The sequence below is a fragment of the Streptomyces sp. NPDC029138 genome (assembly GCF_055564375.1).
Map to the genome: position 1 here is coordinate 27,712 of NZ_JBVHWM010000059.1, position 24,586 is coordinate 52,297.

Below are 24,586 nucleotides of genomic sequence, written 5' to 3' on the forward strand. Positions count from 1 at the left end.
ATAGCATCCCGGTCACCTCATGACAAGACTCGACGCATTCGTGAAGTTTGAAGTAGCTTCATCCCAATCGGGCCATATGTCCTAAAGGTGATGATTTGGCGAGGCGTAGGGAGCAGGTCGAGGGCCTGCCGCTCCATGAGTGCACCCTGGCCGCCGCTCGCGCGGTGGCTCTGGGTGCGTCCCTGCTGACCGCCCTGCTCGGTGCGGTGGGCCTGTCCGGATGGATCTTCGGCGTCGATGTGCTGAAGAGCGCCCTGCCCGGCGGTGCCCCGGCCATGAAGCCGAACACCGCCGTGGCCCTGCTCGCGGTGGGTCTCTCGCTGTTCATGGCGGCTCGCGGGCCCATGACCCGGCAGGCGGTCGCCGCGGCTCGTGCGGCCGCGGGCCTGGCCGCCCTGATCGGCGGGCTCACCCTGCTGGAGTACGCCACCGGTACCGGCCTCGGCATCGACGAGCTTCTCTTCAGAGACGACACCGTGCGGCTGGTGACCGGGGCACCCGGCCGGATGTCCCCGAGTGTGGCGGCGGCACTGACGCTCGGGGGTGTGGCGTCCCTGGGCCTGAGCATGCGCCGACTGCCCGCCTGGGCGAGCCAGATCTCGGGCCTGTCCGTCCTCTGCCTGGGCCTGCTGAGACTGTACGGCCTGGCCTACGACGCACCCGAGATGGAACGGCTCGGCGCCTACATGGCCCTGCCCACCGCACTGGCCCTGGTGCTGCTGGGCATCGCCGCGTTCCTGGCCCGGCCGGACGAAGGCCCCGCGGGACTGCTGATGAACGCGGGCGTCATGGGCCCGCTGGGACGCCGACTGGTCGCCACCAACCTGGCCGTTCCGCTGCTGCTGGGCTGGCTCGTCATGGCCGGTCAGGGCGCCGGACTGTACGGGGGTCGGCTGGGTACGGCGCTGCTGGTGTGGGGGCACGTGACCGCGTTCACCGCGGTCGTCTTCGTCACCCTGCCCGTGGGCCGCCGGGTCGAGGTGGCCCACGCCCGGGCCGAATGGCAGGTGCGGCAGAACGAACTGTTGCAGGCGTTCATGGACCACACACCCGCCTCGGTGTTCATCACGGACCTGGGCGGTCGCTTCCTGGCGGTCAACACGCGGTTCGAGGAGAACACCGGCCTGTCGTACGAACAGGTCCTGGGCCACCACGCCGAAGACGTCCTGCCGACCGACCTGGCGCGTCATGTCAGCTCCGACGACCTCGGCACGCTGGCGTGCGGCACCGCCGTACAGCGGGAGGAGCGGCTGCTCCTGCCGACAGGCCCTCGGGACGTCCTCACCACCTTGTTCCCCCTCACCGATCCGTCCGACAGGCCCTACGCCGTCTGCGGTGTGGTCATCGACGTCACCGAACGGGTCGCGGCCCAGCGCGAGGTCCAGCGGTCCCACCAGCGCTTCCGCGCGCTGCTGGAATCCGCACCCGACGCCACCCTGATCACGGACGGCGACGGCGTCATCGTGATGGCCAACGCGCAGGTGAAACGGCTCTTCGGCCACAGGCCGGACGACCTCGTCGGCACGAAGGTCGCCGACCTGGTGCCCGACGCGCGGCGCCGGCGACACAGCGCGCTGCTGGGCGCCTACCTGCGGCGGCGCGACCCGCAGCCGGTCGTCCTGGACCGGGACCTGTACGGCTTGCACCGCGAGCGTGGTGAGTTCCCCGTCGAGGTCAGCGTCAGCACCCTCCAGGCCGAGGAGGAAGCGGTGATGTTCATGGCCGTACGGGACATCACCGAACGCAGACAGACGGAGGCCGAGCGCGCCGGACGCTACGAGCAGCAGCGGCACATCGCCTACACCCTGCAACACAGCCTCATGGGCGAGCCGCCTCGGCTGGCGTACCTGCCGAGCGCCCATCGTTACCTGGCGTCCGTCCAGGACCCCGGGGTCGGCGGCGACTGGTTCGACATCATCCCGCTGGACGGACACCGGACCGGCGTCATGATCGGGGACGTGATGGGCCGGGGCCTGGAAGCGGCGGCCGTCATGGGCCAGCTGCGCGCCGCGTCCCACGCGCTGGCCCGTACGGGCATACCGCCCAGCCGGCTCATGGCCGGCCTGGACGCGTTCGTCAGCGATCTGGCGGACCAGCTCGTCACCTGCGCCTACCTGGTGATCGACCAGGACGCCCACGAGGTCACGCTGTGCTCGGCCGGGCACATGCCGGTCATCGCCCGGCCTCCCGACGGGCCCGCCCACCGGCTGCGGGCACCGGTCGGGGTGCCGCTGGGCGTCAACGAGCTGTGCGGCGTCACGGTGCCGTTCGAGGAGACGACCCAGCCGCTGCTCCCGGGCAGCACCGTCGCCCTCTACACCGACGGACTGGTCGAAAGGCCCGGCACCGACATCGAGGTCCAGATCGACGTCCTCACCCACACCCTCGACGGCGCGCTGAAGAAGGGTCCCGCGGATCCGGAGGCTCTGGACAAGGCCGCGGCCCACCTCATCGGCACCCTGATCCCGGACACGGCCACGCACGACGACGACGTGACCCTGCTCCTGCTCGGCCTGCCCTCCGCACAGTAAGATCCACTTCGACCGACTCACGCCGTATCCGGGGGAATCAACTCATGATCAAGCGTCTTACCGGCCTGGCCGTCTCCGCGGTCGTCGTCTCGGGCTTCCTCGTCACGTCGGTGCCCGCTCACGCCGCCACGCCGGCCGGCCAGGGCGCGGTCTCCACCAAGGCCGCCATCACGTGCAACAAGAGCCAGATGCGCCAGCAGATAGCCGCACTCAAGCAGAAGGCCGCGAAGCTGAAGCAGCTGGGCGAGACCGCGGCGGCCAAGAAGGCGCTCAGCGACGCGGCCGCCATCCAGAAGAGGCTCAACGCGTGCATCAAGGCTGAGGAGGACGCGAGCAAGCCGTTCCCCGGATGAGTTCCGGGTTCCATGTGTGGCGCCGTCCAGCCCGTTCCACGGGTGGGCGGCGCCACACGCCTGTCCGCGCCGGGCGCACGCCTCGCACCCCGGGGGTTCAGGACCCGTTCGGCTGGCACCGGGGGCACCAGACCGTGCCGCGGCCGGCCAGCCGGGACCGGCGCAGAGGGGAGCCGCAGCGCGGGCAGACCGGGTCCGGGTCGTCACGGTGGCCGGTGAGCCAGGAGTCGCGCGGCGGGACGCATCCGGCGGGGACCGCGGCGCGGAGCGTGCGGCGCATGTGGGTGTAGAGGCGGCGGCGCTCGGCCCGGGTGAGGTCACTCGCTCGGCTGTCGGGGCGCAGCCCGGCGCGCCACAGGATCTCGTCGGCGAGCAGATTGCCGAGGCCGGCCAGGACGGACTGGTCGGTGAGGGCGGTCTTGAGGTGGCCGCGGCGTGCGGCCAGCGCGGTCTCGAACTCCTCGCGGCTCACCGCCATCGCGTCGGGGCCCTGGCCCTCCAGCAGCCGGGCGACCTCCACGTCGTCGTGAGCCAGCCAGAGGCCCTGGAGTTTGCGCTGGTCGCGGTAGCGCAGCTGACGGCCGCCGCTCAGCGTGAACAGGACACGGTCGTGGGCCTGCACCGCATCGTCGGGAGCGGCGCAGACCAGCCTGCCCGTCATGCCGAAGTGCAGCAGGAGAGTGGGGCCGTCGCCGGTGTGGGCGAGCAGCCACTTCCCGTGCCGCTCCGGCTCGGTGAACCGTCGGCCTTCCAACGCGTCGCCCAGACCTCGCGGACCGACCCCGTGCAGCACGCCCGCGTCCCGCACGTGCACGCGTTGGACGACCCGTCCTTGGGCGCAGGTTTCGAGTACCTTCCGGAATCCCTCGACGTCCGGCAGCTCAGGCACGGCGGACGTCCTTGCGCCGGCCGCCGTTCGGTGCCTGGCGGGGACGGGGGCTCCGCCCGAGCGGCAGGGCCGGGTACGGCCACTCGGGCGGGACAGGAGCGGTCAGGTCCACGTCGGCCTCCTCACTGCGACGTCCCGCGCCGGTCCCATCCCTCCAGGGCTTTAACCGGCATGATTCCCGCCTGCCGCCCCCACCGCTCACGAACTCCACCGGACGGGCTCCCGCAGACCTCGGCGACATGAAGTGGCCGCCGCCCTCGCCGGTGCTCTCGACGGCATGGCGTACGGGATCACACCCGTTCGGTGACGCCGGACGGTTCCTCCTCGAAGGTCAGCTCCGGTGGGGGTGTGCGGAAGCCTCGGGTCAGGTGGGCCAGGTAGCAGATGCCGAGGGCGAGCCAGACGAGGCCGAGGACGAGGGCCTTGGTGTCGAGGTGGGTCAGGAGCCAGATGTCCACCACGGCACCGATCGCGGGGGCGACCACATGGCCCAGCCGGCCGGGGCGGCGGCCCGCGCGTCGTTCGCGCACGTAGGTGGCGATGACCGCGAGGTTGACGAAGGTGAAGGCGATGAAGGCGCCGAAGTTGATGAAGGACGTGGAGGTCGCCACGCTCAGGCGCAGGGCGATCAGGCCGACCACGCCGGTGAGGAGGATGTTGAGGACGGGGGTGCGGTAGCGGGGGTGGATGTGGCCGAAGACCCGGCGCGGCAGGACGGAGTCCCGGCCCATGGCGTACAGCAGCCGGGAGGTGCTCGCCTGGGCGGCGATGCCGGACGCGAACTGGGCCACGACCAGGCCGGCCAGGAAGACCGAGGAGAACAGGTCGCCGCCGATGGTCCGGGCGATCTCGAAGGCGGCCGAGCTGGGGTCGTCGAAGGTGCTGCCGGGGTGGGCCAGCTGGGTGGCCCAGGCGACGGCCACGAAGATGCCGCCGCCGATCAGCGCGATCAGCAGGATGGCCCGGGGCATGGTGCGCCGCGGCTCGATGGTCTCCTCGGTGAGCGTGGTGACCGCGTCGAAGCCGAGGAAGGAGTACGCCGCGATCGCCGCTCCGGCGGAGATGCCCGCCAGGGTGGTGGCGTGGTTGGCGAACGGCGCCGTGCCGGCCAGCGCCCCGGCGCCCCCGACGTGGATCACGTGCCGCAGGGACAGGACGACGAAGATGCCGATCACCAGCACCTGGAAGGTCATGAGCAGGTCGTTGACCCGCTCGGCCGTCTTGATGCCCCGCACGTTCAGGGCGGTGGTCAGCGCGATGAAGCCGACGATCCACATCCAGAACGGGACGCCGGGGAACTGGGCCTGGAGGTAGGCCCCGCCGATCAGCCAGATGACCATGGGCAGGAAGAAGTAGTCGAGCAGGGTGGCCCAGCCGATCAGGAAGCCCACCCGGGAGTCGATGGCCCGGCGGACGTAGGTGTACGCGGACCCGGCCACGGGGTACGCGGCGGCCATCTTCCCGTAGCTGTGCGCGGTGAACAGCATGGCGAGCAGGGCCAGCAGATAGGCGGTGGGCACGGTGCCGCCGGTGCTCTCGGCCACGACGCCGAAGGTGCCGAGCACGATCAGCGGGGTCATGTAGGCGAGGCCGAACAGGACGACCGATCTCAGCGTCAGCGCGCGGGTCAGGCCCTGAGCGGGGGCGTTCTCCATAACGGGCTCCATAACGGGCTCCGGAGCGAGCTCCGAGGGGACGGACGAGCGGGTGGGGAGGCTCAGCCGGTGGCGGGGCGCCAGCGGCCGGGTTCGATACGGCCGCCGTACAACGGCAGGTCGAGCGGGGTGTCGGCGTCGGTGAACTGGTCCCACATACGGTTGAGCCCCGCCGTACCGAAGGTGCGGACGCGCGTGACGTCGTCCAGGTCGAGCACGTCGGTCAGCACGGTGGCGGCCGAGTCGGGGGCCTCGGCGCGCACCCGCCCCTCGGGGTCCACCACCAGGCTGCGGCCGGTGCCGACGGGGCCGGCGGTGTTGACGCTGAGCACGAAGACCTGGTTGACGATGGCGTTGGCCCGGGCCAGGACGAGTTCCTGGGCGCGGTCCGCCGTGGTGGTCATGACCGGGTTGACGATCACCTCGGCGCCCAGCCAGGCCAGGTGGCGCGCCACCTCCGGGAACCAGGCGTCGTAACAGATCGAGATGCCGATACGGCCGATGCCGGGCAGGTCCGCCACGACGAAGCGGTCGCCGGGGTCGTACGGCTCGTGCGGCCGCCACGGAAAGATCTTGCGGTACGAGGCGACGAGGCGGCCGTCGGGCGAGTAGACCGGCGCCGTGTTGAACAGCTCGCCCCGCTCGCCGCGCTCGCACACGGTGCCCGGCACGAGCCAGATCCCCAGGTCACCGGCCAGCTCGGCGAGCTGCCGGGAACGCGGGCCGTCCAGCGGCTCGGCGGCCTCCTGAAGCCGCTCGGTCGACGACGGCGGACCGTCGACGCCGCACAGATGCAGTTCCGGGTAGACCGCGAGGCGGGTCTGCGGAAAGCGGGCCAGCAGGTGCTCGACGTCCTCGGCGAATCCGGACAGGGGCGCTGTCGCCGGGCGCGGGGGTGCCTGGACGAGGGCGAGGGGGAGGGGGCGGGACATGGCAGGAAATTAGCTCAAGGTGAGCTGTTAAGCAATAGGCTCATTTTGATTCGTTTTCCGGCCTCGCTACATTGACGACATGCCTCACCCCCAGGACGGCCCCGGCACGCAGCCGGCCGACGCGGCGGCCCTGCCGTTCGACGCCCCCGCGCTCAACGGCATCCGCCGGCTCACGGCGCTGGACACCGTCCGCGCGCGCATCGGACTCGCCGTCGACCTGGGACTGCTCGCTCCGGGCGAGAGGCTTCCGCCGACCGACCGGATCGCCGCGGCGCTCGACGTCGGGGAGATCACCGTCCGCCGCGCCCTGTCCACGCTCTGCCAGGACGGCGTCCTGGAGCGCCGCCGGGGCCGCAACGGAGGCACCCGGGTCGCCGAGCGGCCGGCCCGGGGAGTGGTGGGCGCGATGGACTCATACCGCGCGCAGAACAGCGAGGTGCACGCGCTCATCGACCAGCGGCTCGTGCTGGAGTGCGGCCTCGCCCACCTGGCCGCCCGCACCGCCGACGAAACCGCCGTGGCGCGCCTGGAGCGGCTGGCCGACGAGATGGACGAGGCTCCGACGTGGGCGGAGTTCCACGGCTGCGACGAGCGGTTCCACCTCGCCGTCGCCGCCGCCACCGGCGTGCCCGCGGCGGCCGAGGCCTACCGCGGCGTGCTCCAGCAGCTGTACCGCTACTACCTGCCCTACCCGATGGACGCCCTGCGCGAGTCCAACCGCGAACACCGCGCCCTGGTCGACGCCCTGCGCGCCGGTGACACGGCGGCGGCGGCCGACATCGCGCGCCGGCATGTGGAAGTGCTCCACCGGACCATGTTCGTGGGGCTGCTGGAGACGGCCGAGGGCCGCGAGACCGAGGCGCCGGGCTGACTCCGGCTCACCGTCTCCTGGGCGTCGTACGACCCGTGTCCGCCTGGGGCGGTGTGCGCAGGGCGAGGAGGGCCACGTCGTCGAGGCCGGGTGGGTGGACGCGGCGCAGGAGCTGGTCGGTGAGGGACGGCAGGGGGCGGTGGGCGAGGGCGGCGGCGTGCTGGCGCAGCCGGTTCAGGCCCTCGTCGAGGGTGTGGCCGGGTGCCTCGATGAGGCCGTCGGTGTACAGCAGGAGGGTGCAGCCCGGGGGCAGCTGCACGGTGGCGTCGGGGCGGGCCTGGCCGACTCCCGTTCCCAGCAGGAGGCTGTGGCCCTCGGTGAGGAACTCGGCCAGGCCGTCGCGGGTGACGAGCAGGGGCGGGGGGTGGCCGGCGTTGGTCCAGGTCAGCTGCCAGGTGCCGTCGTCCGTCCGGGCGAGCCGGGCGAAGATGAGGGTGGCCATGGTGACGTCGGTGATGGGCATGATCGCCTCATCGAGCCGCTGGACGATACGGCTGGGCGGTTCCTGCTGGGACCAGGCGTAGGCGCGGAGCATGTTGCGCAGCTGGGCCATGCCGGCCGCGGCCTCCAGGTCGTGGCCCACGACGTCCCCGATGGCCAGGGCGGTGGCTCCGTCGGGCAGGGTGAAGGCGTCGTACCAGTCGCCGCCGACCTGGGAGGCGTCCGGGGCGGGCAGATAGCGGACGGCCATCTGGAGTCCGGTGACCCTCGGCATCTGCGGCAGCAGGTGGTTCTGCATGGTCTCGGCGACCGCGCGCTGGCGCTGGTAGAGGCGGGCGTTGTCCAGCGCGACCCCGGCGCGGCGGGCGATGTCCTCCAGCAGGGGGATGTCGGCGGTCGTGAAGTCCTCCGGTTTGTCGGCGCGGCCGAGGGTGAGGGCTCCCAGGACCTCCCGGGTGCCGCGGATGGGGGCGATGGCCGCGGAGTGGATGCCGGTGGCCTCGAACAGCCGGCGCTGCTCGACGGCGATGCCGGAATCCGGGGCGCGCCGATAGGTGGCGGGCCCGGCCAGGGCGGAGGCCACGCCGCGCAGGGCCCGGGACAGGGGCATCGGCGACTCCTCGGGCACCGGCGGCATCGGCCCCTGGAGATCCTCGTGGTGCACCAGGCGGTCGCCCTCGGCGTGCACCACGGCCGTGCGCCACACCTCGTCGTGCTCGGTGATCAGGTCGATGACGGCCCAGTCCGCCAGCCGGGGCAGCACCAGGGACACCAGCCTGCGCAGCGCCTCGTCGACGTCGAGGGTGGAGGTCAGCCGGGTGGTGGTCTCGGCGAGCAGCGCCAGTCGCTCGAAGTCGCTCAGCGACTCGGCGGCCCGCTCCGGGCCCGGCTCGGCCGAGGCCGGGTGCCCGGGGGTGTGGAAGACGACGAGCGTGCCGTCGCCCCGGTCGCCGATGTCGTACGGGGTGATCATCCAGGAGATGGCCAGCAGGGAGCCGTCACCGCGCTGGAAGTACTCCTGGGCGCCCTGCGCCGGGCTCCCGGCGTGGAACGCCTCCCGCATGGTGCACTGCGTCGTGGACAGCGGCTGGCCCTGGGGCCCGCGGTGCAGCAGGTCGTGGGCGTCCTGGCCGATCAGGTCCTCGGCGGTCCGGCGCAGCAGGTGTTCGGTGCGGGCGTTCGCGGCGAGGATGTGACCCTGCTCGTCGACGACGTACGCGCCCGCGCCGATGGCTTCGAGCGCGTCGGTGAGCCGGGCCCGGGCACGGGGTTCCGCCCCCTGCTGCTGCCGGCCGGTCTCGGGTTGCCGCCGGTCGGTGCCTTCCGCCCCTGCCATGTCCTGGCCTCCTGTGATCGCGGGTCGCCGCGCGTGTGCGTCGCCTGGTGTCGTCGGCGCCTGATCTTCCGTATGCCCCGTTGCGGCGGTGACCCCTCCTGACCATGGGCGCAGCGGCCCGGACAGGCGCATGCACCGGGTACCCGAGGAGCGCAGGGCGCGTCCACCGGGTTCCTCACCCGCGTACGGGAACTCGCCCCGTACGACGGCCGGGAGGGCCGAGCGACCGACTCACCGTTCCGTCCCGGGCCGGGGCACCGTCCGCACCGGGCGACGGTGCGCCAGCGAGACCACGGCGCCCGCCCCGACCAGCGCCGCGAGCGCCCCGAAGCCGTAGGTGAGCGTGGCGGAGGAGGCGACGGCGGCGACGAGGAGGGGCCCGCCCGCGTCGCCGAGTTCCCGGCCGAGTTCGGCGGCGCCCATGGTCTGGCCGAGGCGCTCCGTGGGCGTGCGCGCGGCCAGCGCGGCGAAGCCGAGCGGGGTGATCAGGCCGGTGCCAACGCCGATCAGGGCGGCGCCGGCGAGCACGCCCGGCAGGCCCGGCAGCATCGCGCAGGCCAGCCCGGCGGCGGTGACCAGCAGCCCCGAGGTCAGACCGGACCGCGTGGTGAGGCGCCCGTCGTCCAGGGCGCGTCCGGCGCGCGGCTGGACGACCGCGGCGCACCCGGCGAGCACCGACACCGCCGCGCCGGTCGCGACCGCGCCCAGCCCGGCGGCGCGTCCGGAGACCGGGAGGAAGCCGACGCCGACCGACAGGGCAGCGGTCGCCGCGGCGAGTGCGGCCGTGGGGGCGAGGAAGGACGGGTCGGCCAGCCTGAGGGCCAGGTCGAGGACCGTCTGCCGGGTCCTGGGCAGCGGGGGTACGGCGGGGACGGCGAGCGCGGCCCAGACGGCGACCGCCGCGCCGAGGACCGCCAGTACGGCGAACAGCAGCCGCAGTCCCCCGGCCCACACCAGGACGCCGCCGAGCAGCGGGCCGAGGGTGTAGCCGATGGACTTGTAGAAGCCGTAACTTCCGAACGCGCGGCCGTGTTTCGCCGCCGGGTTGAGCCGGGCGACCAGCGCGGAGGCGGACGGTGAGAAGGCGGAGGCCGCGGCTCCCTGCCCGAGCCGGGCGGCCCAGAGCCAGCCGGGGCTGTCCGCGACGACGTACAGCGCGGACGCGGCGGCGAAGGCGGCGAGCCCGCCGAGCAGCACGGGCCGGGCGCCGACGCGGTCGGCGAGGGCGCCGAACAGCGGCTTGAGGAGCACCTCGGCGCCGTCGTAGAGGGCGAGGAGTCCGCCGAGGACGAGGAGCGAGGTGACCGCGTCGTCGGCGTTGCTGCCGAGGGTCGCGGCGATGCCGTGCGCGCCGAAGGCGGTGGTGAACCCGGCCGCGTACAGCGGCCACATCTGCCGGGCGGGCGCCGCCCGCGCGGTCACCGCTCCCCCTCGGGGGCCTGGCGGAGCGTGGCGAGGACCCGCTCGGCGTAGTCCTCGCAGGCCGCGACGCACCGTTTGGGCCGCCGGCCGGCGTCGGCCGCCTCCGGGGCGGCGCACACGTCCCGCGCGGTCAGGTCGCGGTGCCGGCGCCGCAGCCGCTCCAGCGACTGCTCCTCTTCCTCCAGCTCGGCCAGGGTGAACTCGCCGATGCGGATCTCCTCGGCCAGTTCCTCCTCGAACGTGCCGCAGCCGGCGAGGAGTTCCGCCCGGTCCGCGGACCGGGCGGCGGTGAACAGGGCCTGGAAGCCGGCCGCGTCCTCGGCACCGCGCCCGGTGGCGTTCAGGATCACGGCCTGCCCAGCGGCCTGCTCCGTGGGTGCGACCGCCCGGCCGACGCCGTCGGCGAAGACCGGCACGTCCGGTACGGCCCGGACGCCCTGCCCGTGGGGGAGCGCGCCGGCCTTGCGCGACTCCCGCCAGACCGCGACCCGGTGCCGGGTCGGCTCCGCGGGGATCTCGAGCACGAGGACGAGCCGGCGGCTCTCCGGTTCTGTGGGCGACACGAGGGTGAATGTAGCGAGCGTGACACCGTCGCCTGTACCCCGCGATGCGCGGCGGTCGGAGGCGAGCGGCGGGCCCGCCCCCTAAGCGGCGATGACGGCGACCCCGGTCCTGCCCCCGTCGACGTCCACCACGGTTCCGTGGACGAAGGCCGACTCGTCGCCGGCCAGCCAGACCGCGGCGTGCGCGATGGCGTCCGGCGTGCCGACGCCGCCGGCCGGTGTGCCCTTCATCATGATCTCTCCGGGATGGGGCTCGGCGCCCTCCGGCGCCGGGGGCAGGATCACGCCCGGGGAGATGGCGTTCACCCGCACGCCCAGCGGGCCGAACTCCGCGGCCCACGCCCGTGTGAGCGTCTCCATGGCTCCCTTGGTGGAACTGTAGAGCGCGCCGAGAGGAACGCCCAGGCGTGTGATCCACGAGCCGAGGTTGATGATCACGCCGCCACCGGAGTCCGTCATGCCCGGGACGACGGCCGCCGTGAGGAAGAACGGCGCCTTGACGTTCACCGCGTAGACCTTGTCGAACGTCTTCTCGTCGGTGGTGGTGGTGCCGGGGGCCGGGTAGATGCCCGCGTTGTTCACGAGGATGTCGATCCGCCCGCCCAGGGTCTCGCGGGCCCGGGCGGCGAGGTCCTGGGAGGCCTCGGCGCTGCCGTCGAGGTCCGCCGCCAGGAAGTCGGCCCGGCCGCCGGACGCGCGGATTCCTTCGACGACCCGTGTCCCGCGTTCCCCGTTCCGCCCGGACACGATGACGTGCGCCCCCTCGGCGGCGAACGCCTCGGCGATCGCCTGCCCGATGTTGCTGGTCGATCCCGTGACCAGCGCTGTCTTGTCCCGCAGCCGTCCACTCATGGCGCGCTCTCCCTTGTCTCGCGGTGTGCGGCCACTGTGCGCCGCAGAAAATGGACCTGCAAGTCCAGAAACCGCGGCCGGCCGCAGGGGCCCAGCGAGATAAGGTGGTCGCCGTGGGCGTGGTCCTCTTGCGGGCGCGGTACGCGGCCGCCTTGATCTTGTTGCCGCAGGACTCCATCCCGCACCACTGCCGGCGCATGCCCCGCGAACGGTCGATGTAGACCCGGGTGCACTCCGGGTTGCCGCACTCCTTGAGCAGGGGCACGTCCGGCCCGCTCAGCAGCTCGACGGCGCGGCGCGCCACCATGGAGAGGGCTTCCTCCGGCGTCGCCTGCGTCCAGCGCCCCGACGGAGTGAGCTGCGGCACCGCGGACGGCTTGCGTGCCGCGTCGTTCAGCACGGTCAGCGCCGCCCGGTCGTACTCCTCCCCGAACCGCCGGGCGGTGACCAGCTCGTAAATGGCCTCCCGTACAGCCGTCGCCTGCTCGACGTCGGCCTCCCGACTCGGGGAGACCGCGTCCACGAGGCCGGCCTCCACGTACCACGCGTTCAGCCTGTCCGGCGTCGCGAACATCTCGAAGCGCACGGAACGGCGCGCCCGGAGCGTCGCGGCGAAGTCGAGGGCCGGGTTTCCGCAGACGAAGACGTGATCGAGACGCACATCACCATTCTGACCGGTGACGAATCTCCGGGCAACCCAGCCTCGGCCCCGGCTCACGCTCACTTCCTGGCCCCCGTCCAGCCCACTTACTCATCGCGCGTCACCCCCTTGACTGGTGACGAGTAGCCCTGCAAACATTCAGTCACCGCCTGAACCGGTGACGCACGAGGTGTCCCGTCGGGTGGTCCGGTGCACGAGAGGGAGAGCAGTCATGGCAGTCAGCTACACCGCCGTCGTGAACGTCGACGGAGAGGGCCGCAACGGCGGCCGCGTCCGGTCCGAGGACGGACTTCTCCAGACCACGCTGGCCGTACCGAAGGAGCTGGGCGGCGCCGGCAACGCCACCAATCCCGAGCAGTTGTTCGCGGCGGGCTGGGCGGCGTGTTTCCTCGGTGCCGTGCGCCGGGCCGCCGCCGAGCGCAAGGTCAGGCCGACGAGCACCGCCATCACCGCCGAGATCACCCTGCACCACGGCGACGACGGCGAGTTCGGCCTGGCCGCCGTCCTCAACCTCGAACTCGGCGGCGTCGACCAGGAGACCGCGACGGAACTGGGCGCCGCCGCGCACCGGATCTGCCCCTACTCCAAGGCGACGCGCGACAACATCCCGGTCGTCGTCAACGCGACCGCCGTCTGAGCCCTCAGCGGGCGGAGCCGCCCCCGATCGCCGAGATCGCCTCGTCGATGCGGTCGGCGAGGTCGAGGTCGCGTGGGGTCACGGCCCGTATCGACCGGGTCCGGAGGGTGAAGCGCACCCCCTCGCCGGTCCGCTCCACCCCCACCCGGCCGCCGAGGTCGCCGGCGGCCCGCTCGACCTGGGTCACCAGCTGTTGAACGCGGTCGGCGGGCAGCGCGACCGTGCGGGACAGTGCCTCGGTGCCGCCGGTCCAGCCCGGGCGTCGCCGCAGCTCCGCGGCGACCTCCTCCTCGGTGAGCGGGGCCGGGACGTCCGTGGCGCGGTTCGACCGCTCCGGCAGTGCGTCGGGTTCGGTGAACAGCGGCCCGAACTCGTCCGGAAGGGCGCCGCGCAGGTCCACCTCCAGGCCGGTGTCCTCGGCCGTGATCCGGGAGACCACCGTGCGCGCCAGGAACAGCGCCTGCTCCGGGGTGGCATCCACGGGCCGGGCCACGTCGGCCAGCAACTCGTCGAGCCGGTCGGCCGAGCCCTGCGGCGCGTCATCGCCGCGCGCAGCGTCCCGGCCGTGCCGCAGCGCACCCAGTTCCAGCGCACCGCGTTCATGGGGCGGTACGGCCTGCCGCAGATGCTCCCGGCACGGTGGGTCGAGGCGACTGCTGAGCGCCGCGAGGACGAGGTGAACGGCGGCGTCGGCGGCCTCCGTGTCGCCGAGACGGGCCCGTGAGGCCACCTCTTCCACCAGATGCTGATGGCTGATCATGCTGCCTCCCGCTGGTGCGGTCGGAGTGTTGCCCGAGGGGTGGGAGTGGGTGACGGGTGCCCGGGGAGGCGGATGCGTACACCGCCCCACATATCATCCCGAAGCACACATGGATCGCCGTATTCGTGGTAGTCCGGCTAACGCACCGACACGGCGAGAGCCGACACGACGAGACACGAATTCGGGAGGTTCTGCCATGGCGACAGCACAGATGGTGCGAGACGTGATGACCGCGCCGCCGGTCGAGGTCAGCCCACAGGCCTACGTCGCCGACGTCGCCCGCCGCATGCGCGACGAGGACATCGGCGCGGTCGTGGTGACGGAGGACGGCCACCCGCGTGGCCTGGTCACCGACCGGGACCTCACCGTGCGCATCCTCGCGGAGGGCGGCGACGTCAGCAGCGTGCGCGTACAGGAGGCGTGCAGCACCGACCTGACCACGGTCACCCCGGACGACCCGGTCGACCGCGCGGTCGGTCTCATGCGGGAGAAGGCGGTGCGCCGCCTGCCGGTGGTCGATCCCGACCGGGACTGCGTGGTCGGCATCATCTCCCTGGGCGACCTGGCCGTCGAGCGCGACCCCGACTCGGCGCTGAGCGATATCAGCGCGGCGGAGCCCAACACCTAGCCAGGTCGGCGACCTCGTCCCCGGGTCGGCCACCCGGTCCGGGGACGGGGTGAGCGCGCACCCCGTCCACCGATCGGTGGACGGGAAGTTCAACCGGGTACCTCTGTCCGCCGGTTCGGCCCGCCAGCGAGCCTTTCCGTATGAATTCACTCACCGTACGGATGGCGCGTTGGAGCGCTCGGCACCCCTGGTGGGCCGTTGTCGGCTGGCTCGTGTTCGTGGGGGTGTGCCTGGGGGTCGGTGGTGCCGTCGGCACGCACAGCGCGACGACGGCCGACTACCGGGTCGGGGAGGCCGGGCGGGCGGAGGCGATGGCCGCCGAGGGGCATCTGGAACGGCTCTCGACCGAGCAGGTGCTGATCTCGGCACGGTCGGGTTCTCTCGACCGGGCGGCGGCCCGGAGCGCCGCCGAGGAGCTGACCTCGCGGATGGCGCGGCTGCCCCAGGTCGCGGACGTGGCCGATCCGGTGTGGTCCGGGGACCGCCGGGTCCTCATGGTCGCGGTGGCCCTGAAGGGCGAGGAGCGGGACGCCAAGGACAAGGTCGACGCGCTGGTCGCGCAGACGGAGGCGGTGGGGAAGGCACATCCCGGGCTGCTCCTCGAAGAGACCGGGAGTCCCTCCATCAGCAAGGGCGTGGACGAGCAGCGCGGTCATGATCTGGCGCTCTCCGAGAAGATCACCCTTCCCGTCACCCTGATCACCCTGCTGGTCGTCTTCGGGTCCGTGACCATGGCGGGGGTGCCGCTGCTGCTCGCGCTGTCGTCGATCGCGGCGGCCGTCGGGCTGTCGATGGTGGCCTCGCACCTCTCCCCCGACGCCGGGGTCGGCACGAACGTCATCCTGATGATCGGCCTCGCGGTCGGCGTCGACTACACCCTCTTCTATCTGAAACGGGAGCGCGAGGAGCGCGCCCGCGCGGCCGGCCGGCTGAGCGCGGAGGCGCTGGTGGAACTGGCCGCGGCGACCTCGGGCCGGGCGGTCGTGGTCTCCGGGCTCGCGGTCGTGGCGTCCACCGCGACGCTGTACCTCGCCTCCGACGTCATCTTCTCCTCGCTGGCCACCGGCACGATCGTGGTCGTCCTGGTCGCGGTGGCCAGTTCGCTGACGGCGCTGCCGGCGCTCCTGGTGAAGCTCGGGCAGCGAGCCGAGCGCGGGGCGCTGCGCCGGGCCGAGCGCGGGAAGCCACCGCGCCGGACGCGCGGTGGCGACAGCGGCGGCCGGGTGTGGAACGCCCTGCTGCGGCCGGCGCGCAGGCACCCGCTGGCCACCCTGTGCGTGTCCGTCCTCGCCCTGCTCGCGCTGGCCACCCCGCTGGCCGGGCTGAGGATCACGGAGATGAGCCGGGACACGCACTCCCGGGACATCCCGGCCATGCGGGTCTACGACCGCCTCAACGAGGCGTTCCCGGAGCAGCGGGTCACGCACCAGGTCGTCGTACGCGCCGACGCCGCGCGCTCCGGCGAGGTCGCCGGGGCGCTGCGCGAGCTGGCCCGGCGCGCCGACGCCGACCCGCTGTTCAGCGGCGCCTCACCGGTCCGGACCTCGGCCGACCACCGGATCAGCGTGCTGGAGCTGAGGGTGCCGTACCTGGGCAACTCCGAGCAGGCGTACGACTCCCTCGGCCGTCTCCGCGAGACGTACCTGCCCGCGACCGTCGGCCGGGCCGGCGGGGCGGAGTTCGCGGTGAGCGGTGACGTGGCCCGGTACACCGACTATCCCGCCCATCAGAACGGCAAACTCCCGCTGGTCCTCGGCGCGTTGCTGCTCGTGACGTTCGCGATGACCGCGTACGCGTTCCGCTCGCTGGTGCTGGCCCTGATCGGTGTCGTACTGAATCTGCTGTCCGCGGCGGCCTCGCTCGGGCTGCTCGTCCTCGTCTTCCAGGGGACGTGGGCCGAGGGGGTGCTGGACTTCCACTCCACCGGATCGATCGGGTCGCGCGTACCGCTGTTCCTCTTCGTGATCCTCTTCGGACTCTCGATGGACTACCAGGTGTTCGTGGTGAGCCGGATCAGGGAGGCCGTGCTCGCGGGCGCGTCCACGCGGCAGGCCGTGCTGGACGGCATCCGCAGGTCGGCGAGCGTGGTGACCAGCGCGGCGGTGGTGATGACGACCGTCTTCGTGAGTTTCGTCTTCCTGCACATCATCGAGATGAAGCAGATCGGCTTCGTCCTCGCGGTCGCCGTGCTGCTCGACGCGTTCATCGTCCGGATCATGGTCCTGCCGGCGGCGATGCTGCTGCTCGGGGAGGCGAGTTGGTGGCCCGCGCGGGCGGCGGGGCGCGGGGCCGAGGCCCCGGCGCATCCGGCGGACGGGCGAGCGGTGGTCGACGTACGTTGATCGGTATGACCGCTCTCGCCGATCCCTCGTCCGGCGCCTTCTGGGCCACGTCGCTGCGCCGGTGGAACACGGTGTGCTGGGCGCTGTTCGGGGCGATGGCCGTCGGGCTGGTGGCGACGGCCCCGCCCGGCGGGAGCGCGTACCAGGCGCTCGGGCTGCTCACCTGCGTGGTGCTGTGCTACGCGGCGCTCGACCGTTTCCCCGGGAATCCCGTCGTCCGTCCGCACGTCTACCTCTCGGTGCTCGTGCTCGCCCTCGGCGGGCTGGCGTATCTCGGCAGCAGCTACGCGGCGCTGTTCATGGTGACGCTGCCGCACTACTGGATGTTCGGGCGCACGCCACGGGTCTCGATGGTCTTCCTCGCACTGGCCACCGGATCGACGCTGGCCGGGGCCCTGGTCCGGCAGGGCTGGTCGGCGGAGTTCTTCGGCGAGACGGTCGTCTCCACCCTGATCGTGGTCGCGGTGGGCGTGCTGATCGGCCTGTGGGCGCACTCGGTCGTCGCGCAGAGCAGCGAACGGGCCCGCCTCATCGAGGAGTTGGAGCGGACGCAGGCGCAGCTGTCGGAGGCGCACCAGCGTCAGGGCGCGGCGGACGAACGGGAACGCATCGCACGGGACATCCACGACACGCTGGCGCAGGGCTTCGCGTCGATCATCGTGCTCGCGGAGGCGGCACGGGAGGGCATGGCCGGTGATCCGGCGCGCAGCGCCCAGCAGTTGCGGTCGATCGAGTCCACGGCCCGGGAGAACCTGGCCGAGGCCCGGGAGCTGGTCGGCTCGGCCCGGCAGCCGGGTCCGGGCCGGGTGGCGGCCGGCTCGGTGGCGCGGACCCTGCGCCGTACGCTGGACCGCTTCGCGGAGGACACGGGGCTCACCGTGGTCGCCGACCTCGCGGACCCGGAGTGCGACCAGCAGACCCGGATCGCGCTGCTGCGCTGCACCCAGGAGTCCCTGGCCAATGTGCGCAAGCACGCCGGCGCGTCCACGGTCGGGGTGGTGCTGGCCCGGCGTCCGTACGGTGTGGAGCTGGAGATCACCGACGACGGCGCCGGGTTCGTGGTGGAGGAGTCGCGGGGCTTCGGGCTCGACGGCATGCGCAAGCGTCTGGCGGAACTGGGCGGGAGGCTCACGGTGACGAGTTCGGTGGGCGACGGGACGCGCGTCCTGGCGGTGGTCCCCCTGACCGGCGAGGTGGAGGCATGAGCACGGGAGCACTGCGCGTCGTCGTGGTGGACGACCACACCGTCATGCGGGCCGGAGTGCTCGCCCTGCTCGCCGCCGAGGACAGCATCGAGATCGTCGGCGAGGCGGGCGACGGGCGCGCGGCGCTCGGCCTGGTGGAGCGGTACGACCCCGACGTGGCCCTGGTCGATCTGCGGATGCCCGTGCTCGACGGGGTGGCGACGACCACGGAGATCGTCGCCCGGTATCCGCGGACCCGGGTGCTGATCCTGACGACGTACGACACCGACGCGGACATCGAGCGCGGGGTGGAGGCCGGTGCCATCGGCTATCTGCTCAAGGACACCACCCGTGAGCAGCTGGTCGACGCCATCCACGCGGCGGCACGCGGCGAGACGGTCCTCGCTCCCCGGGTCGCCGAGAAGCTGGTCGCGCGGATGCGGCGGCCCGTGCACGACCCGCTGACCGAGCGCGAGACCGACGTACTCGGCGCCGTCGCGGACGGTCTCACCAACGCCGAGATCGGCAGACGCCTGATGATCGCCGAGGCCACGGTGAAGACGCATCTGCTGCGCCTGTTCGCCAAGCTCGACGTGAACGACCGGACGAGGGCGGTGGTGGTGGCCCTGGAGCGGGGACTCCTGCGGCGGCCCTAGGGCCTGGCGGACGGGCCGCCGGAGCCGTTCACGGGGTGTGGCTGGGGATGACGCAGTTCTTCGGCTGTTCCCGGCCCGTCGGCCAGCCCAGCCCGACGAACTTCAGCCGGCCCCGGCCGTCCGCGCCCGGGTCCAGTTCGACCACCGCGACCGGCTTGTCGTACGGGTTCCCGCCGCTGGTCAGGCAGATCAGCCCGCTCGTGCCGCGCACCCGGTGCCGGGACTGGAGCTGCGACCACTCCCTGCCCACGTCCTCCAGGCCGGGCAGCTGCTTGGCGCCGCCGCTCTGCGTCTGGTGCAGTGCCGTGCCGATGGTGACCAGGCCGTCGTACACGAGCATCGTCCGGGAGTCCTCCAGGTCCGGGACCGAGCCGAGGTCCGTCCCCTCGCGGCGCGTGGTCCCGATCAGCTCCCGCAAGCCGTCCAGGGCCGCGTTCGGCTCGGTGAGGTACTGGGGCAGCTCGTTCCGGGCGGGTTCGCGGTCGTGCGAGGCGCCCCACCTCTTCTTCCAGGCCGTCAGTTCGGTGCTCCAGGCGTCCGGGTGCGCCGGCGCGGCGTACTGCACGGTCACCTTCGCCCTGCCGTCGGCGCCGCGCAGCCGCTCCCAGTCCTTCTTCTTCATGTCCTGCCGCAGCGAGGCCGCGTCGGAGCCGCTGATGACGGTGTAGTGCCGGTTCCCGCAGCCCACCTGCGCGAGTTTGAGCGCGAAGATCCGCAGGTGGAGGGTGCGGCCCGCGAAGTAGACGGTGTCGGCCTCGGAGTCGCAGATGTTGTTGGCTATCTGGGTGAACTGGTTGCCGGTCGAGCCCTCCTCGTCGATCGCCGGGGACTGGAAGGGCATCGCGGCGGGGCCGGGCACGCCCTTCTCCTCGATCCCGCTGAACGCCTTCGCCAGCGACTCGTTGTAGTTGTCCGGCCGGGTGTCGTAGACCAGGACCGTCTTACGGTTCTCCCGGCCCCGTTCGCCGTTGAAGTCGGCCAGCGCCTGCGCCGCGTCGCCGTTGGTGGGGATGATCCGGGCCAGACCGGGGAACTCCGGCTTCGCCATCCCGTCCACGCCGTCCTCGTTCGCTATCTGGTCCCCGCTGATCCGGGAGGCGAGCACCGGTATCCCGTGGTCCGTCAGGCGTTCGACGGCCTGTTCCGTGGCGTCGAGGCTGAGGTTGAAGCCGGTGACGGCGCGCAGCCGGTCCTCGCCGGAGGCCGCCATGTCCAGCAGGGTGTCCACGACCTTGGCCTGCTGCCGGTAGTCCCGCCCGGGGTTGGCCAGCACCAGCCGGATCTTCGGCGGCTCCCCCTCACCCTCGTTGGCCTTCAGCTGTCCCAGGTACGCGCCCTGGAGGTCGCTGCGCATCTGCCGCCGCAGCGCCGCCCGGTCCGACTGGAGCGGCAGCATCATCGCCACCGTCACATGGGGTCGGCCCTCGATCCTCTTGTTCTCCTGGGCGATGGCCCGGGCGACGGCGCGGATCTCCGGGGTGCCGAAGTCGTAGCCCGTGCCGTTGACGCCGACGCACTCGCCGCCGATCCGCTCGACGCCGTCGCCGCACATGTCCGGTTTCATCAGCAGGGACCAGCCGAACAGGCCGACCGCCACGGCCGCCGCCACGGCCAGGAGCGCATAGAGGATCTTCTTCCACCTGGGCATCCCCGTTATCTCCTTCGCCCGAGCTGTTCGGTGCAGGCACAGCGCAGCAGCGGCTGCTCGTTCTCCGCGAGGCCCCTCCAGTCGGTGGCCGTCCTGCCGAGCTGTCCGGCGCCCTCGAACTCCATGATCGAGAGAAGGTTCAGCAGCTTGGCCAGCGTGCGGGCCGTCTCCCTGCCGGTCGGCCTGGTCCGCTCCTCGCACAGCCACACCGCGTGCAGCAGCTGGTCGACCGTGCGGCGCAGCGCCGGACCGTCCACCGGCACCAGGCCCTCGGCGCGCTGTCGGCGGGCGTCCGCCCCGCCCGGATACGGCGCCTGGGCGATCTCCAGCAGCTCCGCGCACCACTCCTGGGGCCGGCCGGGCAGTGTGGCGGCCAGATGGCGCACCACGTCGTCCACGCCTCCGGACACCAGGTGGTGGTTCATCCGGTGCGCCATGACCGACCGGAACGCCCCGCCGCTCGGCGCGGCCCCGTCCGCCATGCGTACGGCGTAGTGGTCCCGCAGCAGGTGGTGGTCGGCGTACCAGGCGGCGCCGTCGGGGCGCAGCCGGTACAGCCGGTGCACCAGCAGCTGGCGCAGCCCGAAGTCCCCGATGAAGTGCCGTTCGCAGCTGGGCCATCCGGTGTCGGTGAGCAGCTGGGCGACCTGATGCGCGGTCAGGCGGTGGACGCGGCCGGACTGGTGGTGGCGCAGCAGGACGTCCGCGCACTCCTCGTCGTGCGCCACCGACAGATGGGTGAGCAGATCGAGCCACTGGTCGTGGTGCTCGGCCGGCAACCGCACCGGCAGCTGCTCCAGGACCAGCTCGTCCAGCAGGACGTCCGCCACGGGCCGCTCGGGGCTGCCGTCGCCCGGGTGCCGCAGCGGGGCGTCCAGGATGTCCCGGTCGTTGTCGTCCGCCGCCATCCGGAAGGCGGCGGACGCGGCGGCCAGCCGGATCACCGTGTGCGGTCGCCCGCCGCTCAGCCGGGCCACGGCGGTGTCGATACGACGGCGGTTCGTGCCGCCCTGCGGCCCCGCGCGCCGCTGCCTGCGCTCGGTCTCCTTCCGCAGCTGGTCGCCGGTGAGAAAGGGCATCCGCAGCAGGAGCACCCCGTCGGCCAGCGGCGCCCGGACCGGTCCCTCGTCCGCGCGCCGGGACCAGGTGGCCGGCACGCCGTCGGCGGGGCGGAACTCCGCCGGGGCCGGCACCTGGTGCGGCGGCAGCCCCTCGTACAGGAAGGCCCCGCCGTCCGCCCGGCGCGCGGTGCCCACGATCACCACGCGGTCGCGCTGCCCGTCCCGGCGGTCGGCGAGCGCGGCACGCAGCAGCTGCTCCCCGAGGGGCGAGTCGGCGTGGTCCAGCAGCAGGGCCGGGCGGCCGACCCGGCGCAGCCAGCCGACCGCGCCCGCGTACGCCGCCTCCAGGTCCTCGCGCAGCGCCCGGAAGAGGAAGCGCTCCGCCACCTCCCGTCCCTCTCCGCCGCCCTGGAAGTCGGTCGCGAGGTCACGCAGCCCGTGCTCGGGCTGGCCGGCCGCGCCGGGATAGGCGCCGTAGAGCCGCGCGAGTTCGGCCCGGCCCCGGGGCCCCAGGCTCGCGAACAGGGCGTCCAGCAGCGCGTTGCTCACCGACGCCGAGTACGGGTCGAGCGTCTGCCCGGCCAGGGTGGTCAGCAGGTTGCGGATGGCCTCGCGGAGCACACCGCGCCAGAAGTCGCCCGTGCCCAGGCCGCGGAAGCGCTGCCGCTGGGGTAACTCCTCGTACCTCTCGACCTCTGTCGCGACCGCTTCGGGCGTCCCCTCCGTGACACCGGTCGCGATCATCGCGAGGCCCGTGAAGAGACGCGGAAAGGCGAAGGAGCCGCCCGTCCCCTGCCAGGTGGACAGCCGCACGGCGGCCTCCAACAGGACCTCGGTCGCGGCCGAGCGGGCGTCCGGCTCCGGCTCGGCCCGGTCCGCGTACACCGGCGAGCCGCAGTCCAGATGGATCACCGGCACCTTCAGGGCGAAGCGGTCCCGCACCGCTCGCAGCAGCCGCGCCTTGCCCATGCCCGGGCCACCGGTGAGCAGCACCACGGGAAGGTCGGGGCCGTACAACGGTTCACGGCCCGCGCCCGACGGTGACCGGCCGAGCAGACGCGCGAAGAAGCCTTCCTCACTGAGGAGCCTTTCGAACCCCAGGTCTTCACACACGGATCCCTCATGGATGCTCGCCGCCCGGGAGCGGGTGATCGTTGTGGCGGAAGGAGATTAGTGGAACACGAAGAGTCGCGTTCGGACAATGGTCGTTACACAGAAGGAAGTTGGCGAAAGGGGGCGTGGTGATCGTGTGACGTGCCGGACTGGAGAAGGGCGGGGCGTCCGGTCGTCACGGCCCGATGACGAGGGCGCACCACCGCGCCGAGCGGGGCGTGGCCCGGGAGCCGGCCGGGACGGAGCGCCAGCCCCAGGACCGCAGGGCGCGGCGGGTCGCGGTGTCGCTCCGGTCCGCCAGCGTGACGCCGAGCACGGCCGGGTGGCCGGCGAGTCCGGCCGCGTGATCGGCGAGCAGCCTGCGCTGGAAGCGCCGGGCGAGATTCCAGTCACGGCCCTGGTTCCGGGTGCGCACCCCGGAGTGGACCACGAGCCCGGAGACCGCGAAGAGCCTCCCGGCGGCGGCGAGCCGGAGCAGCTCCGGCGGGAGGTACCCGTCAAGCCCCCGCCACCAGGGCCCGTGCCCGTGGACCGGGAAGCCGTAGCCGCATCCCGTCACCACGACGGCTTCCCGGCGGCGGGTGACGTCCCCGGCTCCGGTGGTACGACCCGGCCCCGGCGGCTCGCTGAGCACGTTCCGCTCGGCGACCAGCAGGGCGAACCCGGGGCGCTGCGCCTCGGCCGCGAGTCGCCGCAGGAACAGCCTCCGGTCCTCGTTCCAGGCCCGGGGACCGCCTCCGGACGTCTCCGCGTACAGGTCGCCCAGCTCCTCCAGCCGGTCCTCGATCTGCCACCGGGACAGCGGGCGGATGCACTCCCCTTCCAGGGGCGACGGCCCCTGCCGGCTTCCGCGGTCGGGCACGTTCACGGTCATGAGGCGAGTCCTGCCCCGGTCCGGACGGGACCGGCCCGGCGTCGTCGTGCACCGAGAACGGCACCGTGCGGGACGGGCGCCCGAAGAACCCTCGGCGCCTTCACCGTACTCCGCGCAGGTCCGCGGGAGGGCCCGCGAGGGCGGTGGCCGCGGCCCGCTCACCGTGCGGTGGCCGCGGCACGCTCACCCGCGTCCGCCCGGTTCCGCCACCCGGGGCGGGACGCCGACGCGCGGGGCGGTCGACCGCCGGGGCGGGCCTCGAGAAAGTCTGTCCCGGCGAGGACATATCTGCTCGGCCGCCGGAGTTAGGGTTGTCGGACGAGGCGGAGGGTGCTGAACGCCTCGGAGCACGGGTGCCGCGCATGCCCGGGTTCCTCGCCGCGCCCCCGAGACGAAGGTGCCATGCCCGCCGAGAACGCCCCTGCCGCAGGCAGCCTGGACGACGACGACTACCCCGCCTACACGATGGGCCGTGCCGCCGACGTACTCGGCACCACCCCCGCGTTCCTCCGGGCCATCGGCGAGGCCGAGCTGATCACCCCGCTGCGGTCGGAGGGCGGCCACCGCCGGTACTCGCGCCGCCAGTTGCGCACCGCCGCCCGCGCCCGGGAACTCGTGGACCAGGGCACGCCCATCGAGGCCGCGTGCCGCATCGTCTCGCTGGAGGACCAGCTGGACGACGCCCTCCGGCTGAACCGGGACATGCGCCGCAGGCTCGATGAGCGCGGCGCGGATACCTAGACCCGCCGCTACAGAAATACGGAGCGCAGCCGGACGAGAATTCCTGGTCGATCGCGAAAACGCGTGGGTCTTCCGGCCTGCCTGTGTTAGCGTGATACCAGTTGCAGTTTTGGTTGCCAGAGATCTTTTCTTTGCAGAGCTTTCCGGATTCTTCCGGAGGGGTGATCCTCGCGGCGACTCGGCTTCGTAAAGTGCGAAGTCCGGCACTGCCCCCCAAGGGAGATTCAATATGGCATCTGGCACCGTGAAGTGGTTCAACGCGGAAAAGGGCTTCGGCTTCATTGAGCAGGACGGCGGCGGCGCCGACGTGTTCGCCCACTACTCGAACATCGCCACCTCCGGCTTCCGCGAGCTTCAGGAAGGCCAGAAGGTTACCTTCGACGTCACGCAGGGCCAGAAGGGCCCGCAGGCCGAGAACATCGTTCCCGCCTGACGC

21 protein-coding genes and 1 pseudogene are annotated in these 24,586 nt (G+C 72.7%); 10 read left to right on the top strand and 12 right to left on the bottom strand.

Translation table 11 applies throughout. From position 1 onward, the window contains the following. Positions 1-95 precede the first annotated feature (95 nt). On the top strand, positions 96-2,531 hold the full coding sequence (locus ACZ4WH_RS33165; RefSeq protein ID WP_468187817.1) for a SpoIIE family protein phosphatase: 2,436 nt from the start codon (positions 96-98) through the stop codon (positions 2,529-2,531). Positions 2,532-2,575: 44 nt separating this feature from the next. Continuing rightward, positions 2,576-2,884 carry a hypothetical protein gene (locus ACZ4WH_RS33170; protein WP_468187818.1) on the top strand — a complete coding sequence of 103 codons (309 nt, stop codon included), beginning with the start codon at positions 2,576-2,578 and terminating at the stop codon, positions 2,882-2,884. Between the two features lie 97 nt (positions 2,885-2,981). On the opposite strand, the gene ACZ4WH_RS33175 is transcribed toward ACZ4WH_RS33170, so the two are convergent. The 3 genes from ACZ4WH_RS33175 to ACZ4WH_RS33185 form a co-directional block, all read right to left on the bottom strand. Continuing rightward, positions 2,982-3,773, bottom strand: a complete 792-nt coding sequence (locus tag ACZ4WH_RS33175) for an Fpg/Nei family DNA glycosylase (RefSeq protein WP_468187820.1) — start codon at positions 3,771-3,773, stop codon at positions 2,982-2,984. 290 nt (positions 3,774-4,063) lie between these two features. Further along, positions 4,064-5,428 (bottom strand): APC family permease, encoded by a 1,365-nt coding sequence (locus ACZ4WH_RS33180; RefSeq protein WP_468187822.1) that lies wholly within the window; start codon positions 5,426-5,428, stop codon positions 4,064-4,066. A 62-nt stretch (positions 5,429-5,490) separates the two neighbouring features. Continuing rightward, entirely contained in the window at positions 5,491-6,360 is an 870-nt protein-coding gene (locus ACZ4WH_RS33185) for a carbon-nitrogen hydrolase family protein (protein ID WP_468187824.1), read from the bottom strand. A gap of 79 nt (positions 6,361-6,439) precedes the next feature. On the opposite strand from ACZ4WH_RS33185, the gene ACZ4WH_RS33190 reads away from it, so the two are divergent. Continuing rightward, positions 6,440-7,231, top strand: a complete 792-nt coding sequence (locus ACZ4WH_RS33190; protein WP_468187825.1) for a FadR/GntR family transcriptional regulator — start codon at positions 6,440-6,442, stop codon at positions 7,229-7,231. A gap of 7 nt (positions 7,232-7,238) precedes the next feature. On the opposite strand, the gene ACZ4WH_RS33195 is transcribed toward ACZ4WH_RS33190, so the two are convergent. The 5 genes and pseudogenes from ACZ4WH_RS33195 to ACZ4WH_RS33215 all read right to left on the bottom strand — a co-directional run. After that, the gene (locus tag ACZ4WH_RS33195; RefSeq protein ID WP_468187827.1) at positions 7,239-9,008 is read right to left on the bottom strand and encodes a PP2C family protein-serine/threonine phosphatase; all 1,770 of its coding nucleotides are present in this window, start codon (positions 9,006-9,008) and stop codon (positions 7,239-7,241) included. Between the two features lie 231 nt (positions 9,009-9,239). Continuing rightward, positions 9,240-10,400, bottom strand: a complete 1,161-nt coding sequence (locus tag ACZ4WH_RS33200) for an MFS transporter (RefSeq protein ID WP_468187879.1) — start codon at positions 10,398-10,400, stop codon at positions 9,240-9,242. 26 nt (positions 10,401-10,426) lie between these two features. Continuing rightward, a complete protein-coding gene (locus ACZ4WH_RS33205; protein ID WP_468187829.1) occupies positions 10,427-10,993 on the bottom strand; it encodes a Chromate resistance protein ChrB in 567 nt (188 codons plus the stop codon). A gap of 81 nt (positions 10,994-11,074) precedes the next feature. Beyond that, on the bottom strand, positions 11,075-11,845 hold the full coding sequence (locus tag ACZ4WH_RS33210) for an SDR family NAD(P)-dependent oxidoreductase (RefSeq protein WP_468187831.1): 771 nt from the start codon (positions 11,843-11,845) through the stop codon (positions 11,075-11,077). Positions 11,846-11,951: 106 nt separating this feature from the next. Then, positions 11,952-12,506, bottom strand: a pseudogene (locus ACZ4WH_RS33215) (CGNR zinc finger domain-containing protein); the annotation flags it as partial. Positions 12,507-12,717: 211 nt separating this feature from the next. Between ACZ4WH_RS33215 and ACZ4WH_RS33220 the strand changes: the two are divergent. Next, a complete protein-coding gene (locus ACZ4WH_RS33220) occupies positions 12,718-13,143 on the top strand; it encodes an organic hydroperoxide resistance protein (protein ID WP_468187833.1) in 426 nt (141 codons plus the stop codon). A 4-nt stretch (positions 13,144-13,147) separates the two neighbouring features. Here ACZ4WH_RS33220 and ACZ4WH_RS33225 read toward each other — a convergent pair whose 3' ends face one another. Then, the gene (locus ACZ4WH_RS33225) at positions 13,148-13,903 is read right to left on the bottom strand and encodes a 4a-hydroxytetrahydrobiopterin dehydratase (protein WP_468187835.1); all 756 of its coding nucleotides are present in this window, start codon (positions 13,901-13,903) and stop codon (positions 13,148-13,150) included. 196 nt (positions 13,904-14,099) lie between these two features. On the opposite strand from ACZ4WH_RS33225, the gene ACZ4WH_RS33230 reads away from it, so the two are divergent. The 4 genes from ACZ4WH_RS33230 to ACZ4WH_RS33245 all read left to right on the top strand — a co-directional run bounded on the left by ACZ4WH_RS33230 (position 14,100) and on the right by ACZ4WH_RS33245 (position 18,713). After that, entirely contained in the window at positions 14,100-14,531 is a 432-nt protein-coding gene (locus ACZ4WH_RS33230; protein WP_468187837.1) for a CBS domain-containing protein, read from the top strand. Between the two features lie 140 nt (positions 14,532-14,671). Beyond that, a complete protein-coding gene (locus ACZ4WH_RS33235; RefSeq protein ID WP_468187839.1) occupies positions 14,672-16,873 on the top strand; it encodes an MMPL family transporter in 2,202 nt (733 codons plus the stop codon). 5 nt (positions 16,874-16,878) lie between these two features. Continuing rightward, complete coding sequence (locus ACZ4WH_RS33240) at positions 16,879-18,078, top strand: sensor histidine kinase (RefSeq protein WP_468187841.1); 1,200 nt, start codon at positions 16,879-16,881, stop codon at positions 18,076-18,078. Further along, positions 18,075-18,713: a response regulator gene (locus tag ACZ4WH_RS33245; RefSeq protein WP_468187843.1), complete on the top strand. Its 639-nt coding sequence runs from the start codon at positions 18,075-18,077 to the stop codon at positions 18,711-18,713. The genes ACZ4WH_RS33240 and ACZ4WH_RS33245 overlap by 4 nt, the downstream gene beginning before the upstream one ends. Before the next feature lie 28 nt (positions 18,714-18,741). Here ACZ4WH_RS33245 and ACZ4WH_RS33250 read toward each other — a convergent pair whose 3' ends face one another. The 3 genes from ACZ4WH_RS33250 to ACZ4WH_RS33260 all read right to left on the bottom strand — a co-directional run bounded on the left by ACZ4WH_RS33250 (position 18,742) and on the right by ACZ4WH_RS33260 (position 23,409). After that, entirely contained in the window at positions 18,742-20,361 is a 1,620-nt protein-coding gene (locus tag ACZ4WH_RS33250) for an ABC transporter substrate-binding protein (RefSeq protein WP_468187844.1), read from the bottom strand. Between the two features lie 5 nt (positions 20,362-20,366). Continuing rightward, the gene (locus ACZ4WH_RS33255) at positions 20,367-22,535 is read right to left on the bottom strand and encodes a hypothetical protein (protein WP_468187846.1); all 2,169 of its coding nucleotides are present in this window, start codon (positions 22,533-22,535) and stop codon (positions 20,367-20,369) included. Positions 22,536-22,710: 175 nt separating this feature from the next. Beyond that, the gene (locus ACZ4WH_RS33260; RefSeq protein WP_468187847.1) at positions 22,711-23,409 is read right to left on the bottom strand and encodes a hypothetical protein; all 699 of its coding nucleotides are present in this window, start codon (positions 23,407-23,409) and stop codon (positions 22,711-22,713) included. Positions 23,410-23,811: 402 nt separating this feature from the next. On the opposite strand from ACZ4WH_RS33260, the gene ACZ4WH_RS33265 reads away from it, so the two are divergent. Then, positions 23,812-24,150 carry a helix-turn-helix domain-containing protein gene (locus ACZ4WH_RS33265; protein WP_468187849.1) on the top strand — a complete coding sequence of 113 codons (339 nt, stop codon included), beginning with the start codon at positions 23,812-23,814 and terminating at the stop codon, positions 24,148-24,150. A gap of 229 nt (positions 24,151-24,379) precedes the next feature. Then, positions 24,380-24,583 (top strand): cold-shock protein, encoded by a 204-nt coding sequence (locus ACZ4WH_RS33270; protein ID WP_007383480.1) that lies wholly within the window; start codon positions 24,380-24,382, stop codon positions 24,581-24,583. The last annotated feature ends 3 nt before the right edge of the window (positions 24,584-24,586 follow it).